Genomic DNA, 17619 nt, shown 5'->3' on the forward strand with positions numbered 1-17619 from the left:
ACTAGAAACTCAGGTTGATACCACCTGTAATTGACCGGGCAGTTGGGTAACCAGCCCAGTTGTAGCCACTCTCAGGGTCCTGCCCCACGTAGTCGCTGAACGTGTACAGGTTTTTACCACTCACGTAGGCGCGCAACCCATTGACTTTCAACTTCGATACAATTGTCTTCGGAAAATCGTAGGCCAAACTCACATCCTGAATCCTGACAAAATCGCGGGTTGTGTAGTAGCCATAACCCAACGGATTGGTGTAGACAAGTGAGGGGCGTGTGGTCGATTTGTTTTCGGGCGTCCACCAGCCCGCATCGAGCATATTGACCGGACGACTTGGGTAGTTGTTTACCGGGTCGAGCAGATAAAACGATTGATCCCAACCCTGCATGGCGTTTATGAATACAGATAGCGACAGGTTGCCGTAGCGGAATGTGTTGTTGAGTCCCCAGCGGTATTTTGGCTCCCGCTGACTGATTACTGTTCGGTCATTGGCGTCAAATTTCCCGTCGTTATTGAGGTCTTTGAACCGCAGGAAACCCGGTTTATACCCGGCCGGAATCTCGTCACCATCCTGATACACGCCGTCGGCCACGTAATCGTAATTGATGTTGATGGGTTTACCAATGAACCAGCGGTTGCCCAGGTCGTCGTCTTCAATACCGTCGTTGTTGTTATCACTACCGTACAGATGCGTAATCCGGTTTCGGTTAGTGGCGAAGGTCAGGTTGGTCGTCCACTCGAACCGTCCTTTGCGGATGTTGCTGGAGTTCAGCGTGGCCTCAAAACCAACGTTTTTAGTAGCTCCCAGATTGGTCAGCACCTGCGCAAAACCAGTTGGACTCGGTAACGATCGGTTCAGTAGCAGATCGCTGGTGTTCATATCGTAATATTCCAGGGTACCGCCCAGCCTGCCCTTAAACATCTCGAAATCAACGGCTACGTTTTTCGACAAGGTTGTCTCCCAGCGTAGGTTGGGGTTAGCCATTGTAGCCGTATACACCGCGTTGACCGTTGCGCCCCCATCGCCGTACACATACTGAGTAGTGCTAGCCGTACTCAGCGACTGGTAGGGATTGATAGCCTGGTTGCCCACCGACCCGTACGAGAAACGGAATTTCAGCAGGCTGAACAATGACTGTTGCTGCATAAAGGCTTCGTCAGATGCAATCCAGGCCAGGGCTGCCGACGGGAAGGTGCCGTACTTGTGGCTTGCCCCAAATACCGACGTACCATCGCGGCGGGCGGTTAGGGTCAGCAGATAACGGTTTCGGAAACGGTAGTTAAGCCGCGCCATCGACGATATGCCATCGACCCGCTGCGCGTTGGAAAAACTTTGCTGTACCTGAGCCAGGTTCAGGTTATTCCAGCCAAGCACGTCGGTGAAAAAATTCGACCCGTTGGCAGTGGTCGACTCCCAGTAGCGCTGGTTCCGACCGTAGAGCAGAGTCAGGTCCAGTTCGTGGTTGTCGGCCAGTCGGCGGCTGTAGGTCAGAATATTTTCGAGTACCCAGTCGTAGTCTTCGCGGTTGTACTTCGAGGCACTGCCCAGGTTGTTTAAGCCGTTTCGCTTATAGATTGGCGATGACGTATAGCGGTGTTCCCACCGGTAATTGGGCGAAAAGTTGACGCGGTAACTTAACCCGTCCAGGAAAGGCGCATCGACTACGGCATAAAAATTGGCGAACAGATTGTGTTTGATATCCTCGTCTTTGTCGATGATTGGGTAGAGCAGCGGGCTCCGCTGAATCTGATCATCGACCGGATAGGGGACCGGATCGGTTTTGGCTTCGTCGAAAAACAGCTTCCCGAAGGGACTTAAGGTGTATCCCTGCCCCGTGTCGGACTCTTTGCCAGACAGGTCACGCCGGGCGTACTGCGAGTTGACGCCCACCCGCAGCCAGTCGGTAATGTTATTTTCCAAGTTGATTCGAAACGACGTACGGTTGGCGTTATCGTTAAAAATCAGTCCTTTCTCGTAAACCTGAGCCGTAGAGATAAAGTACGAGGTACGTCCGGTACGACCCGATACGCTCACGTCGTATGACTGAATAGACCCTTGCTGCGAAATTTCTTCCCAGGGATCGATCGATATACCGTTGCGGTAATTTTCAGCCTCGGTGTTTTGCAGATAGTTGGTGATCTGGGCCGGATCGGCCGCCTGACCACTCTGCCGCCGAACATCCAGCGTTTTTTCTATGTAACGCTCAGGGCTTAACAACTTCATCCGGCGGCTCCAGTCCGACAGGCCGGCGTAGGCGTTGAAACGAATGACAGGTTTTTCGGTCGTTCCTTTTTTAGAGCTGATCAGAATAACCCCGTTGGCCGCCCGAGATCCGTAGATAGCCGCCGACGAGGCATCTTTCAAAATCTCCATCGTTTCGATGTCGTTCGGATTGATGTCGGCCAGGTTTCCGTTATAAAACACACCATCCAGAATGATAAGCGGGTCGTTGGAGGCCGTGATAGACCGTGTGCCCCGCACCAGAATACTCCCTCCCTGACCGGGGCGGCCATTGTCGGTAAACTGTACCCCCGCCACCCGGCCGCGCAACGCCTGGGTTACGTTGGTGTTGGGCAAGTTCTCTACCTGCTTCATGTCGACCTTTGCTACCGAGCCCGTCACGTTTCGCCGGGACTGAATCCCGTAGCCAACTACCACCACTTCGCTCAGTGCTTTCACATCGGCTTTCAGGCTAAGGTCTACGACCGAGCGGCTGCCCACCACAACCTCTTGCGGTTCGTAGCCAACGAAGCTGAACACCAGCACCGATTCTGCCGACACCACCGATATGGTGTAGCTACCATTAGCATCGGTGGTGGTTCCCTTCTGGGTACCTTTCACCACTACGCTGACACCCGGTAAGGTGCTGCCTTTCTCGTCGGTTACTGTTCCAGAAATAGTCTGTTCGGCGGGCACTTCAGCGGCCAGTAACGGCCTGTTATTAGTACTGGCTTCTTCGACCGGCAGACTGGCACGCGGCAACACTCTCAAAATAATCTGGTTACCCACCATGCTGTAGGTCAGTTGCAGCGTTGGCAGAAGTTTGCCCAGAATACCGCCCAACGTTTCGTTATCGGCATTCAGCGATACTTTCCGGTTCGACTGTACAATTTGTGGGCTGTAGGAGAACTTGACGTTTACTGATTTCTCAATTGTTGTCAGGATACTCTTCACTTTTTCATTACGAACCTGTAAGGTTAACCGCCGGTCGAGCAGTTCCTGCGCCGACACGTCGGTTGCCCAGGAGACACCCGCAAAAATGCAGGCGATCAGGACTTGCCCCAACGAGAGTTTCATACATTGGATCAGATAAAATTTACTTTTTTCCATACTTTTGGAAGGTTTGTTCGGGTTTCTAGACAATTCGGACAATAGGTTCCCGGTCAGCCCGTTGGGCTGTGCTTTGTGGCAGTAGGGGATTTCAAGCGGATGGTTGTGCAAGAACCATCCGCTTTTTTCATGACGTCTTCTTACGATCTCTTCATGCAGTAGGCGGTTTAGGATTGACTAACAGATCACTTCAGTTGGCGCTACAACCTTTTCCGCTGATGAGCACCTGCCCATCCACCACTTCGTAGCTGGCATCGATGGACTGAACAATGATGTCTAGTTTCTGAAACAGGGTTTCATCTGTCAGCGAGGCTGTCAGCTGACAAGCACTCAACTGGTCTTCGTTATAGACAATATTGATACCGTACGCCTTCTCAAGGCGCTGAAACACCGTTTTCACCGGCGTTTCGTCGAACACAAAGCTGATTGGAATCGCTTGGTCAACGTCTACCCGCTGCGGTGCCTGCACCAGTGATTTGGCAAATGTTTCGGTCTCGCGGGAGAAAACAACCTGCTGATTTGGGAGTAATAGTACCCCCTGCAAGGTCTTGGCAGTTGGTTGCTGACTGGTTACCGGCTCGCCCTTGTACACACTTACCTGGCCATGCTGTACCTGTACCAGCACCTGCTTGTCGCGCTCGAACGAGCGTACCACAAACTTTGTCCCCAACACTTTGGTAACCACCTCATTGGCATAGACAAAAAAAGGTTTCTGAGGATCTTTGGCTACATCAAAAGTAGCTTCGCCCAGCAAGTAGACCGACCGGTTCTGCTGACCGTAATCGCTCGGGTAAAGCAGACGGCTTTGGGGTGCCAGTATTACCGACGATCCATCGGGCAACCGAACAAGCTCGGGCTTCGTGGTCTGGTTGATTCGTTCGGTATTGGTCTTCTGTAGTTTTGCGATCTGTTGTTGATAGAGCGAAGGCGGCGCCACAGCAAACCTCCGAATGCCCCAGTAGCCCGCCAGCAGCAGACAGGCCGCTGCCGCCCAATACGCCCATCGGTGATTTTGAAAGGAGTGAATACGAACGGGTTCGGCCTGCTCGCTGTTCGTGGCTCTGATGCGGGCCAGCAGTCGCGCCTCTGCTTCCGGCGTCAGGTACGTTCGGGCGTAGTCACTCAGCCCGGTCTGAACAGCCTCCAGCAACTGCCTCCCCAGCAGCCACTGTGCTTCCTGCTCATGATGGTCTTGTAGCCAAACAGTCCAGAATTGGTCTGATTGGGGAGTTGGGGCCAGGTAATGCGCCAGGAAAGCATCATCGCAGGCAAATTCGGCAGCAGTAAAGGAGTTGTAAGGCTTTTGCACAACCGGGGTATTTTTTGTCAGTAGATGACATACGCCCCGTTACCATACTCAGTTTGTTCAAAAAAAACTAAGAAAAAGCAAAAAAGTACCTATTAGCCACTGCCGTAGTTTCTCCATACCCCGAAAAACCAGGTTCTGAGCCGACTGCCGATTGATGGCCAGCACATCAGCTATTTCGCTGTAATCCAGTTCTTCAACAAACCGGAGTCGGAGAGCTTCCTGCTGACGTGGAGGTAGCTGACTGATTAGTTTCTGAATAAGGGCCTCCCGATTGACACTCTCTTCCTGCTCTGAAAACAACTCCTCGACGGATGGTTCAGCCCACAAGTCATCAAAATCAGTCTGCGCTACTACCTGATGGGGTCTTTGCTGCCGCTGAAGCAAGTGAACAATTCTGACCTTCAACGATTTAAGCAGATAATACCGAATATTATCGGGCACCGAGAGCCGTTCCCGCTTCGCCCAGATTTCGGTGAAGACATCATGAATACAATCAAACACAAACGATTCGGATACCGCCACAAGGCTCATCCCATAGCGGTACATTGCCCGCACGTGCGTTCGATAAAGCACCGTGTAAGCGGCCTCATCGCCCTGCTGAAAAGACAGCCAAATCTGCGTGTCGGAATCCTGTGTTGCCAATGATCTCTGCTTAAAAACGGACGGAAATTTGGTAGGATTACAAGTAAGGCGACTACAGTATCTGGCTACTCATTGGCTTTATCTCTAATTTCTGCAACACAGTTACGCATAGAAATGTAGTTTAACCTATGTTCATTGCGGAAACAATAAGCCAAGCGCAGTTCGCGAATAGTAGCAGCTTTTGGATAACTGGTCGTACACCGAAACAGAAAACAGTAAACAGAAAACTGTAAACTTGCAGGATGACTTCTTCCGAATACCGCCAACAAGATGCCCTTGGCCTGGCCGATCTGGTTCGCAAAGGTGCTGTTACTCCTCTGGAACTGCTCGATGCTGCCATTGCCGAAGCTGAAGTTCAGAACCCGGCCATCAACGCCATTGTGACGCCGCTGTACGAGCAAGGACGGCGGATGCTTGATCAGTTGCCCGATGGTCAGGCAGGAGCAGCAATGCCCTTTCGGGGGGTGCCTTTCCTGTTGAAAGACCTTGGCCTGGAATGGGCTGGCACTCCGTTGAAGTCAGGTTGCCGAGGCTATGCTGGGTACGTGTCTTCGGAAGACAGTTTCGATGTGGCCAGGTACAAGCAGGCCGGATTGATCTTCTTCGGCAAGACCAACACACCCGAGTTTGGGTTAACGCCCTACACCGAATCACAGTTGTACGGCCCGGCCCGTAACCCCTGGAATCTGGCTCATTCGCCGGGTGGCAGCAGCGGTGGCGCAGCAGCGGCCGTAGCAGCAGGTATTGTACCGGCAGCGTCGGCCAGTGACGGTGGAGGAAGTATCCGAATACCCTCGTCGTGTTGCGGCCTGTTTGGCATGATTCCGTCGCGGGGGCGGGCATCGTTGGGGCCGCGTTTTGGCGAAATGTGGCAGGGCGCCGTGCGCAACCACGTCATCTCCCGCACCGTTCGCGACAGCGCCGCCTTCCTGGACGTTATTGCCGGTACGTCGCCGGGCGATCCGTATACGATGGGGATGCCCAGTGAATCGTTTCTGAGTCAGGTCGGTAAACAGCCGGGGAAACTCCGCATTGCGTTTACTGCGCAGAATCCGTTCCCGACCCACCAGACCCATGCCGAATGCGTAGCCGCGGTTCACAAAACGGCTAAACTGCTTGAAAGTCTGGGTCATACCGTAGAAGAGGTTGCGTTGCCTTATGACCATACCGTGCTGAGCGAGATGTATCTGACCATGGTTTTGGGCGAAACTGGTGCCACCATTCGTGAACTGAGCGAGTACCTCAAACGCCCCGCTCGCCGCGACGATATGGAGATGAACACCTGGGCATTGTCGCGCATTTCGGAAGCTTATTCGGCCGCTGATTTTTCATACCAGAATCGCCGCTGGAACCTGCTCGCCCGCCGCATGGGGCAATTACACGAGACGTATGATCTCCTGCTGATGCCCACATTGTCGCGTCCGCCCATCCGCATCGGTGAACTGCAAAATACATCGTCCGAAAACCAGTTGATGAAGGTTGTCGACGCCGTTGGTGGCCTGAAACTACTGAAAGGTAGCAAGCAGATTGACCAACTGGCCGAAAAAGCGTTCGGCTACATTCCCTTCCCTCCCATCGCCAACATGACCGGTCAACCATCGATGTCGGTACCGCTTCATATGTCGGCCGATGGGTTACCAATTGGATCTATGTTAACGGCAGCACTGGGTAACGAAGCGTTATTATTCCAGATAGCCGCTCAATTGGAGCAGGCACAGCCATGGGCCGAAAACCGGCCAGGTACATTAGCGTAAGCTCTTCAGATACAGTCCTTCAACGCGTTGGCGTGCCCAGTCGGTTTTGCGCAGGAAGGTTAGGCTCGATTTGATGCTGGGGTTTGTTTTGAAACAGTTGATCGGTATCCGTTCAGCCAGTTCTTCCCAGCCGTAACGTTCAACGAGGTGTTCCAGAATCGTATCCAGCCTCAAGCCGTGTAGTGGGTTGTTAGGTTGTGCGTCGGGCATATGTTAAAAAAAGTGGTCATTAAGTGGTCATTGGTAGTCATTAGGTAGTCATTTGGTAGTCATTAGGTAGTCCTTCATTGCGCTGGCTGGCGCGAGGATTTCCTCGTGCCTATAATTTGCAAGCATTCGCTTGCTGCCCGTCAGGGCAATACGGTAGAGCAAAAACTATTCTCGCTACCATATTGCCCTGACTGGCTGTGTAAGCAGATGCTTGCAAATTATAGGCACGAGCACATGCTCGCGCCAGCTACGCCAGTGACAACCAACAGACCTACAAAGTAACAACAACAAAATGGCCCACAACTGATTGCTGCGGGCCATTTTTGCTTTACTGAGTTCAGGTACGTTACACGTCGCAGAGGTTGACGGCTTCGCGGAGGCTGGTGAGTGGGTCGCGCTTGGGGACGAACTCCTGCGCTACGTAGCCTTTGAAACCCGTGGCAACAATAGCTTTCATCACAGCCGGGTAGTAGATCTCCTGCGTTTCGTCGATCTCATTCCGGCCGGGATTACCGCCAGTGTGGTAATGCCCGATGTACTGGTGCGAACTACGGATAGTACGGATGATGTCGCCCTCCATGATCTGCATGTGGTAGATGTCGTAGAGCAGTTTAAACTTATCTGATCCTACTTTTTTGCAGAGTTCAACGCCCCAGGCCGTGTGGTCGCACATATAGTCTTTATGATCGACCTTACTGTTGAGCAGTTCCATGATCATCGTGATGCCGTACTTTTCGGCACTGGGCATCAGGCGTTTCAGGCCTACCGCGCAGTTTTCGAGGCCCTGGGCATCTGACATTCCTTTTCGATTGCCCGAAAAGCAAATAACGGTGGTGAGGCCGGCCGCCTGTAGCTTGGGGAAAATAGCCTCGTAGCTGGCCACTAATTCATCATGGAGTTTCGGGTCGTTAAACCCATCGTTGATGCCTTTGCCAGCGCCCCAGGGCAACGCCGACGTAAGGCCATATTTTTTCAGCACAGGCCATTCATCCGGACCAACCAGTTCGATCGATTTAATCCCGATCGACTGAGCGGCTTTACACAGGTCTTCGAGGGGTACTTTGCTGTAGCACCACCGGCATACTGAGTGGTTAATATTTCCTTTCAGGGCAGTAACTACCGCCTCGGTTGGAGCCGTAGGTTCACGGTCTTTCATGAGTTGTGCAAAAGACGGTACAGCGCTTAGTGACAGGGCGGTACCAGTTAAGTTTCGGAGGGCTCGACGGCGGTGCATAATAGATAGATTGATAGATACGCAACATATTGCGTATCTACTATAATTCGCGGATACGGATGTTGCGGTACCAAACCTGATTACCGTGGTCTTGCAGGGCAATTTTCCCAGTCGGGTATTTGCCAAAGCCTTCCCATCCTTTGAATTTACTTTCAGAAACCATCTTGTCCCATTCAGGCCCGGAGGTAGGATACTCGGCGGTTTTCTTTCCGTTCAGGTACTGTTCGGCTTTGCCATCTTTGATCACCAACCGAGCCTTATTCCATTCACCGGCTGGTTTGGCAGCGTTTGGTGTGACCGGCTTCTGCAAGTCATACAACGAGCCGGCAGTGCGGTTACCATCACGACCCGCCTTGGCATCGGGGTGGCGTTCGTTGTCGAGCACCTGCATTTCGGGGCCTGTCTGGTAGGTAGCCTTGAACTTCGGGTCTTCCTGAACATGGTAAATGATACCGCTATTTCCCCCTTCAGCAATTTTCCAGTCGACTTCCAATTCAAAATCGCCGTACGCTTTATCGGTTACCAGGTCACCTACGCCGCCCGCAGTTAAATGAATGGCGCCGTCCTGAACAACCCATTTCTCTGTGACAGGCTGTCCGGGTTTCTGGTAGATATGCCAGCCCGACAGGGTTTTACCGTCGAATAGCGTTTCCCACGGTTTCCGCGCGTTACGATCAACTGGTCGTGTAGCATACTGTCCATTAGACAGTTGAGTAGAAGGACCATCATTGGCCATCAGGCCAGGTACGTTGACAAGCAGGGTCAGCGCAATCGCTCCTGCAGTAGTGACTTGTTTACTATTCATTGAAGAAAAGACGTTGGTTTCAACTGGATCAAGACGTCATTCAGCAAAAGTGATTAATACCGCGCTTTTACCCACACGAAAAAAGCGACAGCCTGGAGATTCTAAATGAATTCTCCAGGCTGTCGCTCTGTAAAGCGCTTAAATACGCTCAATTAACCAACTGGCTATTCTTCCTTTCCGGCTTTACTGTCATAGCCTTTATTGTGGGGATCATAAGACTGAGTTGGGTCATCACCCTGCTCCAGGTATGTGGCATCTCCCCGGTGGAAAAGTGCTTCGTCGGACGGATTATCGGGCAGTGACTCCAGCTTTTTCGCTTCGGCATCAGTCATTCCTTTCGGTTCTTTGTCGGGGTTCAGCGAGTCCGGATTAATGTCCCACGCCTGATGAGTTCCCAGACTTTCGCCGCTGGGTGCTGCCGGGTGATTGGTACCGAAATTTTCTTCTTTAGAAGTGGTCACATAATCACGGTTCTGTCCTTCCATGTCGGCGCCAGAGGTGCTGGAGTTATGTGTATTGTTACCAACCCCTTCAGATTCCTGACCATAGTCGGACTTTTGCTCGTTGTGGGGGTTGTGTGCGTAAAATTCAGGGTCGACGTTATCGGGGTCGAAAGGCGATTGGGTTGCCATAGCGTTGAGGGATTTGTTTCCCTCTATAACCCGGCCTGTTCATGACTTGTTTTAACCCGGTCAAATTGCCCGTATCAGCCTTTTCGATCGGTAAATTATATTTCAACTAAAACATATGCCGTTTCAGCAATCTCCTGCCTGAGACAAGTGGCCTAAACAGGCGCATATAAAGGCTTTTTCGTGGTCTCTGAGAACACAAGGCCGGTCAAATCGAGAGGAACGTCGGGGAACTTTTACAAGCGTTCTTAGACGCTAAAAAACGGATACTATATTTTTATATTTGACTAACTATGCGTATCTTTAATACCAATAAACAACACCTCTATAAAAGGCAAAAGGGGTCTCAACCGGACCCCCTGCTCGAACAGTAAACAACAAATACTAATGAACACGCAAAGCAAGAACACAATCGAGACATTTCAAAACATTGAGGTACTGAAACCGTACCAAATGATTCACGAAGGGACGGGCGAAGTGGTCAGTCGGTACAAGTATCTGGAGGGTCATCCGCGTCAATATCGGTTCGATGCCAAGGAGGGTGTGTTTAACATCAATGGGGCCGAGAAGTTGGGCCGTACGCTTACCTTCCAGCCCATAGCCTGGCGCATTTTTACGGATAACATCCTGAATATGGGCACAAAGAACTGGGCCGAGCTCTTTTTCATCGACGAAAAAAATTGCGTTTCAGCCGTCCTTTTTCACGGCTATTCGGTCGATAATATTTTCCGATTGATCGAGCCGCTCTATTACGACGACCTCACGCTGGCCGACGTGGTGATCACGGCGGTGGCTGAAAAAAAAGAGAATAATAAAATTCAGCCCAAGGGGGTTTATTACATCGCCAACTTCTCCTACAAGATGGCTACTCCTGAGAAATCAGCCGAGTTGAAACTGTTTGCTCAGGATTACAAGGTGTTCCGCCAGGAAACACTAACCGACATCGCAAACATAAAAACGGCGTTCAATTACTACAACCCGTTTGCCCATGCCATTGAAGAACCATCTGCCACCGGCTTACTTGCGGTGGGCGTGGAGTAGGGGCTATTGTAGGTTCAACGTCTAAACCTTACTCACCTATGACTTCATCCCTTCAATATGAGCAGATGCCTCCGAGGAGCTTACTACCCGGATCGGCATTGATTTCCCGCGACGCTGGCCTTGACTATCGCGCTCTGCCGCGTATCTCCAATTCAGACCTGACCCGCATTAAAGAAGAGCAGTTAGGCTATCATCAGTTGTCGACAGGCTGGGGCGCTGAGCAGGCGCGGTCGTTTGGCAAAGCGTTTCATCAGCACCTGCTTGAACCCGAAACAGTGGGTACGGTGCTGGAACAACTCCTGCCCGACCTGACCAACAACCGCCTGGCAAGCGGCGAAATCAATAAGCTCGACGTGCTGATGGATACGGTGCGGCGTGATCCGTTTTGCCGCCGCTACCTCCGAATGTCGGAGCGGAAACAGACAGGGCAACTAGCAGACCAGGAGGTCGGCGAAGCTCAACGGGAACGGGTTGTTCTGTTTACTGATCCAGCGACGAAACTAGCCTGTAAGTCCCGCCTTGATCTGGTTTACACAAGTCCGAAACGAAAACACGCGCTGATTTTAGATTTTAAAACAACGTCGGCACGTACCCAGGCCCAGTTTCTTCAAAGTTGCTACGATTACGACTACGACCGGCAGGCGGCCTTTTACCTCGACAGCCTTCGCTATGCCGACGGACATGAATGGGCAACCACCCAACAATTTCGACATGTGTTCATTGGCGTAATGAAAGAAGAGCCCCACCGCCTCTTTGCTGTTGATGCTACATCATTGCCGGGGTTCGTCGAATACGGTCGAAAAAAATATCGATTCTGGCTTAAGAAGTGGCAGGAAACCAACGGGTTAACGGATTAATCAACGTGGTTTTTTGTTCTATAGAAACAACAGTCTATGAACGAAATAACGTCACCATCAACCCCCACAGTGGCCCGCCTAACCGACACCGCCGCGCTCAAAGCGCTGCTGTTTTCGGTCAGGCCATCACCGATTCAGTTCGACTGGGGGACCGACAAACTAGTGCTGTGGATCGAGGATCTCAGCATCACAGGTACGTTACTCGATGATATGCGGGAGGTGATTAGCCGGGTGGCTTTCGCTATTGAACTGGAAACCGCCTGGGACCACCGCACCGACGAGTCTACGTATCACCCGCTCTACGGCTATCGCATACTCCTGCGCGATGCTTACGGCCTCTGGCACGGTGTTCGGGTTAGCCCAGCCGGGGAGTTTGTCGATACGCTTCCGCTGCAGGAGATGCACTACGAAATCGCCTACGATAAGGTGATGTGGATTGATTAAAGGGGTTCAAAAGTTCAAGGTCTAACGTCTAAAGTTGCTCTGCATTCGACTACCCGCGGAGCAACTTTAGACGTTAGACCTTAAACTTTTGAACCCTTTTTTACTCCCCTGAAATGACACATACGGGAGCGGGAATTTTTAGTTCTTGGCCAGCGGGCGTCAGCATACCTGTGTTGGCGTTGCGCCGGAAGACGACAAGGTTGTCCGTGTCTTGATTGGCAACGATCACAAACTGACCCCGGGGGTCGAGCCAGAAATTGCGGGGCGTTTTTCCACCCGTGGGTACGTGTCCGATCAGGGCGGGCACACCTTTACTGTTTAACTTCAACACAGCCAGGGCATTATGCCCCCGGTTCGACTGGTAGATATATTTCCCCGACGCATCGATGTGAATATCAGCCGAGGTATTTTGCCCGGTGAAATCGGCGGGTAGTGTTTTGATTCCGTCTTGAATCAGCGTGAGTGTACCCGTTTTCGTGTCGCGGGCAAACACAGCCATTGACGAGATTAGTTCTTCGACCAGATAAGCGAACTTGCCATTGGGGTGAAACGCCATATGGCGCGGGCCCGACCCTTTTTTCACGGTCACAAAGGGGGTTGCGTTGGGTTCGGGTTTACTACCGCCAATGTTGTAGATGTAGACCCGATCATTTCCCAGATCGGCAACGTATACATGCTTACCGTCGGGCGAAACCGTGGCCGAATGCGCGTGAGGTCCATCCTGGCGGGAATTTTCGGGATTATTACCAGTATACTTGATCCGTTCAACCAACGTACCCAGTTTACCGTCGGCACCAACAGGCAGAGCCGTAAAGACACCACCACCATAGGCCGATACAAACGCCATTTTCCCCGCTTTATCCACACTAATATGGCATGGTCCTGAACCGTCGGTTGCCTGCTGATTCAGCAGTTGCAACGTACCTGTGCTTTTATCAATGGCGTAGGCGTTGCTTGCCGCTTTTCCACCACTGGCTTCATTCACCGCGTATAAGAACTTTTTGGTAGGATGAAGCGCCAGAAACGATGGATTCTCCTTGTTTTGAGCCGTGCCAGCCAGCGTTAGTGCCCCCGTTTTCCGATCGAGCTGAACAATATAAATGCCTTCGCTTCCCCGCGTTGAGTACGTACCCACGTATAGCCTCTCGGCAGTTGACGGAGACTGAGCCCGTGTATCAGACATAGTACCGATGGCTAAAAGGCCAATAAAAAAAGCAAAGCATTTCATGAGCGTGATTGTTACTAAAAAGTAAGTTAAAAGTCTTATTCAGGCGGGTTTTGTCGAAACAGTTCACAACCTTGCCTTATCTATCAAACATACACGTATGACACACAACCTGTTTACCTTGTCCAAACTAACTGTAGCCTGCCTGCTGCTAAGCACGGCAAGTACTTTTGCTCAGTTCGGTACGTTACCCAAAGCAATTTCCAAGACCTCGGGCACAACGGCTATAGTTGGCGCAACATCGGCCGCCGATTCAGCAGCGATAAAACTTGACCAGGCGATTATGGCTAGTGACAAGGGCGACAAAACGGCTACTGTAAACGCGCTCAATGACGGCATTGCAGCGGCTGAGGTACAAGCTGCAACCAGTAAAGGCGATTTCAAGGACAAGCTAATGAGCCAGACCAGCAATCTAAAGAAATTGATTCCGGGCGTGGCGAGTGGTGCCGTATCGGGCAATGTGTTGACGAAAGCTGTTTCGCTAGTGAAAATGGCACTGGGGGCCAACCAGGTCAGCAACTTACTGGGTGGCGGCGGAAGCCTGCTTGGCTCGGTAGGGGCGCTTACCGGCGGCCTGAATCTGATGAAAGGAGCGCTGCCTTCACTAGGTGGGCAGGCCAGTTCAACGGGCAGCTCACTGATTGGCAGTGCCCTCTCGGGCGTTGGCAAACTCGGCGGAATGGGTGGTGCCGCCGCCGAACCCGCCGTTAAAAATCAACTAGGCAGTGTACTGAACTTCGCGAAGGGGATTTTGTAAGGTTCAATGTCTAATGTTTAAAGTCCAATGGGCTCTGCGAATTCACAAACGTGTGAACCAGCAGAGCCCATTGGACTTTAAACGTTAGACATTGAACTAATTTACTCGACTGGTGAATCAACGATGCTGATGATTTTCCAGATGCCGCGCAGGTCTTTGTGACCTACCGTGACACTGCCGCCGAGTGGGTTATCTGAATGGAGCGTCAGATAGCGCTTGGTCATCAGCTCGTTGTCGCGAATGCGTTTTACCACAAAATAATCGCGGTACATCACCGCATATATCCCGCCCGACTGGTATTCCCAGTTGCTTTGGTCAACCTGTTCGGCCAGTACTTTGGCCCCGTTGCCCAACTGAGGCGTCATGCTATTCCCCGAAATCTCGATCACAACCACCGGCTTGTTCGACCGAACCGATGAGCTACGTACCCGGTAGGTATCCATGTCCATTTTTCGGAAGCCTTCGGTGTAGGTTTCTACGAAGCTGGCGTAAAACTTAATGGGTACAAACGGCACCTCGATCAGGTTCTCGTCGGTCACAATGAATTTGCTGTTTCCCCCATCGGTAGTGCCATCGGCCAGTACAGGCAGAATGCCCCGAAGCAGAAAATCGGCCCGAATCTGTGGGTAGCAGGCCAGCAAACTCATGATGGTATCGTAAGACGGTTTTGCCCGGCCACTCAGGATGTTATAAAACTTAGAAGGGTTCTCACCTAAATCTTTGGAAATCTGATAGATGGTCATTCCCAACGCATCAAACACTTGCTTGAGCCGATCCTGAATTGTTTCTACTGCCTCGATATTCACTGCACATTCTTCCATTTTTATGATATAAAATTTGGATAGTGTGTTATAACTAAAATATATTGCACCGTTCCTATGCAAGTTTACGACAAAATACTATCAAAAGGAAAGCATATTCTGTGAGTTTTAGCTGATATTTCATGAATGACAACCGCCTGCGTACCCATCTTGAGCCAACGGTGCTTTTTGTCGATATGAACAGCTTTTTCGCCAGTTGCGAACAGCAGGATAACTATTGGTTACGCGGGCGACCGATAGCGGTATGCGTATACACCGGGGCGCGGGGCTGCGTAATTGCTCCTTCGATTGAAGCCAAGCAAAAGGGAGTGAAAACTGGTATGCGCCTCGACGAAGCCATGGCCCTTTGCCCCGATCTGGTGCCGGTTGAAACAAGCCCCGACCGATACCGCGCTTACCACGTAAAACTCATCAACGTGTTTAAATGGTTTTCCGACGACGTGCTTCCCAAGAGCATCGACGAAGCCGTTATTGATCTGACCCGTTATCAACTGGCCTACAAAAGCATGCCCGAGGTAGCGCAACGCATCAAACAGGCTATTCGCAGCGATGTGGGCGACTATCTGCGCTGTTCGATCGGCATTGCTCCTAATGCGTTTCTGGCAAAACTGGCCTCGAACCTCAAAAAGCCGGACGGGCTGGTCACTATTTCACCCGCCAACATTGATGAAGTGCTGGGTACGTTGAGCTTAACCGATCTGCCTGGCATTGGCCATAATATGGCTGCCCGGCTCCAGGCAGGTGGTATCAATACACCCCTCGAACTACGCTACGCCTCGCCCGACCGCCTGAAACTGGTTTGCAAAAGCATTATTGGTTGGCATTGGCACCTGCGGCTCAATTTTGGCGGCGAAGTTGACCTAGCTACGCATGCCTACAAACAGATGCAGGCTATTCGGTCGGTGTCGTCGGCGCAACGAACTTCGAGCGAAGCTCTGGAAACGATTCTACGTACCCTTTGCCTGACGTTGGAACGTCGCATGGTACATCAGCAGTTTTTTTGCCGGCGGTTGCAGGGATGGGTACGTTACCACAACGACAAGCGCTACGAAGACGGCCTAACCTTTACCATCCCGATGCAGGATGGCATTGACCTCTTCGATCTGCTTCGTAGCCGAATGCGACGCTATGAGGACGCGCACCGCTGTGGCCCTCTGCTGAATAATGACGTACGACAGATTGGCGTGGGCGTCGGTGACTTTATTCCGGCCGATCACATTCAGTATACGCTGTTTGAAGACAATACCCGGAAAGACAAGTTCAGACAAACGCTGCACGCCATCAACGATCGGTTCGGGAAGAATAGCATCATGCGCGCTACCGAACTCCGCGACGACAAGCTAACAGACCTCATCGGGTTTGGCTCTATCAAAGACCTGCACGATTGGTAATTCTTGCCTCAAACTAGCAACGCTTTTGTCATCCCGACCAGTCCGCCGGTGCGGTCAGGACGACAAAAGCGTTGCTGTTTCAGATAGTTAACGTAGCAGACTACTGTACTTAGAATGAGATGACCAGTTTACCAATCGTGGTTCCCGATTCAAGTTGTGCGTGGGCCTGTTTCAGGGTGTCGGCCGTTAAACCGTACAGGGTTTGGGTCAGCGTTGGCTCCAGCACACCCTCATCGAGCAAGTCGGCCACGCGATTCAGAATACGATGTTGCTCGATCATATCGTCGGTCTGGAACGAAGAGCGCGTGAACATCAATTCCCATGAGAAGCTAACGCTTTTACTTTTGAGTTTATTCAGCACCACAGGCGCAGCGCTTCCGGTAATAGAGGCAATATGGCCCTGTGGCTTGATCAACTCGGCCATGGCATCCCAATAGGCGTTGGTATCCACAAAATCAACGATGTAATCGACCTGCTTAAAACCGGCGTTGCGAACTTCATCGACGAGATTTCGGTGGTTCACAACCAGATCGGCACCCATCTTTTTACACCACTCACTGGTTTCGGGGCGCGACGCGGTAGCGATCACGTGCAGGCCAAGTAGTTTTTTGGCCAGCTGAATGGCGATAGACCCTACGCCCCCGGCTCCGCCAATAATAAGCAACGTCTTGTTCCGGTCGCGCTCGGGCGACAGCCGCATCCGGTCGAAGAAAATTTCCCAGGCCGTCAGGGCCGTCAACGGCATGGCGGCAGCCGCTTCGTCTGACAACGTACCTGGCTTTTTGCCCACAATTCGCTCGTCGATCACCTGGTATTCGGCATTGCTACCCGATTTAGTGATATCACCAGCGTAATACACGGCGTCGCCCACCTTGAACAGCGTTACGGCACTGCCTACGGCCTCAACAATACCAACGGCATCCCAGCCAATGATTTTGGGCTGCTCCAGTACCGTGTCTTTGGCTGAGTTCTGCCGAATTTTAAAATCGACCGGGTTGACCGATACGGCACTGATCTTCACCTGCAAATCGCGGTCACCCGGAACGGGCTTGTCAATCTCGACGTCGATAAAACTGGCGTCGTCGGTAATGGGCAATGATGTTTTGAATCCTACTGCTTTCATATGTGTTTGTATTGATCTCAGTGCTTGAATCAACACAAATAGCCAGCAAATG

16 protein-coding genes are annotated in these 17619 nt (G+C 51.7%); 6 read left to right on the top strand and 10 right to left on the bottom strand.

The window, feature by feature from the left end:
• Window position 1: 1 nt before the first annotated feature.
• The 3 genes from ACAW87_RS23130 to ACAW87_RS23140 form a co-directional block, all read right to left on the bottom strand.
• A complete protein-coding gene (locus ACAW87_RS23130; RefSeq protein WP_370726028.1) occupies window positions 2-3292 on the bottom strand; it encodes a TonB-dependent receptor in 3291 nt (1096 codons plus the stop codon).
• Window positions 3293-3515: 223 nt separating this feature from the next.
• Window positions 3516-4634, bottom strand: coding sequence for a FecR family protein (locus ACAW87_RS23135; protein WP_370726029.1), 1119 nt, complete (start codon window positions 4632-4634; stop codon window positions 3516-3518).
• A 57-nt stretch (window positions 4635-4691) separates the two neighbouring features.
• On the bottom strand, window positions 4692-5276 hold the full coding sequence (locus ACAW87_RS23140; RefSeq protein ID WP_370726030.1) for an RNA polymerase sigma factor: 585 nt from the start codon (window positions 5274-5276) through the stop codon (window positions 4692-4694).
• A 242-nt stretch (window positions 5277-5518) separates the two neighbouring features.
• Here ACAW87_RS23140 and ACAW87_RS23145 point away from each other — a divergent pair, with 242 nt between their 5' ends.
• On the top strand, window positions 5519-7030 hold the full coding sequence (locus tag ACAW87_RS23145) for an amidase (RefSeq protein ID WP_370726031.1): 1512 nt from the start codon (window positions 5519-5521) through the stop codon (window positions 7028-7030).
• Here ACAW87_RS23145 and ACAW87_RS23150 read toward each other — a convergent pair.
• From ACAW87_RS23150 to ACAW87_RS23165, 4 genes are all read right to left on the bottom strand, one after another.
• The gene (locus ACAW87_RS23150; RefSeq protein ID WP_370726032.1) at window positions 7022-7240 is read right to left on the bottom strand and encodes a VF530 family protein; all 219 of its coding nucleotides are present in this window, start codon (window positions 7238-7240) and stop codon (window positions 7022-7024) included. The genes ACAW87_RS23145 and ACAW87_RS23150 overlap by 9 nt on opposite strands.
• A gap of 346 nt (window positions 7241-7586) precedes the next feature.
• Window positions 7587-8474: a hydroxypyruvate isomerase family protein gene (locus ACAW87_RS23155; protein WP_370726033.1), complete on the bottom strand. Its 888-nt coding sequence runs from the start codon at window positions 8472-8474 to the stop codon at window positions 7587-7589.
• A 40-nt stretch (window positions 8475-8514) separates the two neighbouring features.
• Window positions 8515-9279, bottom strand: coding sequence for a 3-keto-disaccharide hydrolase (locus ACAW87_RS23160; RefSeq protein ID WP_370726034.1), 765 nt, complete (start codon window positions 9277-9279; stop codon window positions 8515-8517).
• A gap of 164 nt (window positions 9280-9443) precedes the next feature.
• Window positions 9444-9911: a hypothetical protein gene (locus ACAW87_RS23165; protein WP_370726035.1), complete on the bottom strand. Its 468-nt coding sequence runs from the start codon at window positions 9909-9911 to the stop codon at window positions 9444-9446.
• 384 nt (window positions 9912-10295) lie between these two features.
• Between ACAW87_RS23165 and ACAW87_RS23170 the strand changes: the two genes are divergently transcribed.
• From ACAW87_RS23170 to ACAW87_RS23180, 3 genes are read left to right on the top strand one after another with little or no spacing between them, the layout of a single operon-like run.
• Window positions 10296-10949, top strand: a complete 654-nt coding sequence (locus tag ACAW87_RS23170) for a hypothetical protein (RefSeq protein ID WP_370726036.1) — start codon at window positions 10296-10298, stop codon at window positions 10947-10949.
• A 38-nt stretch (window positions 10950-10987) separates the two neighbouring features.
• Complete coding sequence (locus ACAW87_RS23175; RefSeq protein ID WP_370726037.1) at window positions 10988-11806, top strand: PD-(D/E)XK nuclease-like domain-containing protein; 819 nt, start codon at window positions 10988-10990, stop codon at window positions 11804-11806.
• 36 nt (window positions 11807-11842) lie between these two features.
• Entirely contained in the window at window positions 11843-12250 is a 408-nt protein-coding gene (locus tag ACAW87_RS23180; RefSeq protein ID WP_370726038.1) for a hypothetical protein, read from the top strand.
• A gap of 100 nt (window positions 12251-12350) precedes the next feature.
• Here the strand turns inward: ACAW87_RS23180 and ACAW87_RS23185 are convergent, their stop codons facing one another.
• Complete coding sequence (locus ACAW87_RS23185) at window positions 12351-13433, bottom strand: lactonase family protein (protein WP_370726039.1); 1083 nt, start codon at window positions 13431-13433, stop codon at window positions 12351-12353.
• A 142-nt stretch (window positions 13434-13575) separates the two neighbouring features.
• On the opposite strand from ACAW87_RS23185, the gene ACAW87_RS23190 reads away from it, so the two are divergent.
• Window positions 13576-14232 (top strand): hypothetical protein, encoded by a 657-nt coding sequence (locus ACAW87_RS23190; RefSeq protein ID WP_370726040.1) that lies wholly within the window; start codon window positions 13576-13578, stop codon window positions 14230-14232.
• 101 nt (window positions 14233-14333) lie between these two features.
• Here the strand turns inward: ACAW87_RS23190 and ACAW87_RS23195 are convergent, their stop codons facing one another.
• Window positions 14334-15053, bottom strand: a complete 720-nt coding sequence (locus ACAW87_RS23195; RefSeq protein WP_370726041.1) for a LexA family transcriptional regulator — start codon at window positions 15051-15053, stop codon at window positions 14334-14336.
• A 122-nt stretch (window positions 15054-15175) separates the two neighbouring features.
• Here ACAW87_RS23195 and ACAW87_RS23200 point away from each other — a divergent pair, with 122 nt between their 5' ends.
• A complete protein-coding gene (locus tag ACAW87_RS23200; RefSeq protein ID WP_370726042.1) occupies window positions 15176-16444 on the top strand; it encodes a DNA polymerase Y family protein in 1269 nt (422 codons plus the stop codon).
• Between the two features lie 109 nt (window positions 16445-16553).
• Here the strand turns inward: ACAW87_RS23200 and ACAW87_RS23205 are convergent, their stop codons facing one another.
• A complete protein-coding gene (locus ACAW87_RS23205; RefSeq protein WP_370726043.1) occupies window positions 16554-17567 on the bottom strand; it encodes a zinc-binding alcohol dehydrogenase family protein in 1014 nt (337 codons plus the stop codon).
• Between the last annotated feature and the right edge of the window lie 52 nt (window positions 17568-17619).

Origin of the sequence: Fibrella aquatica (assembly GCF_041321135.1) — a bacterium.
Lineage (GTDB): Bacteria > Bacteroidota > Bacteroidia > Cytophagales > Spirosomataceae > Fibrella > Fibrella aquatica.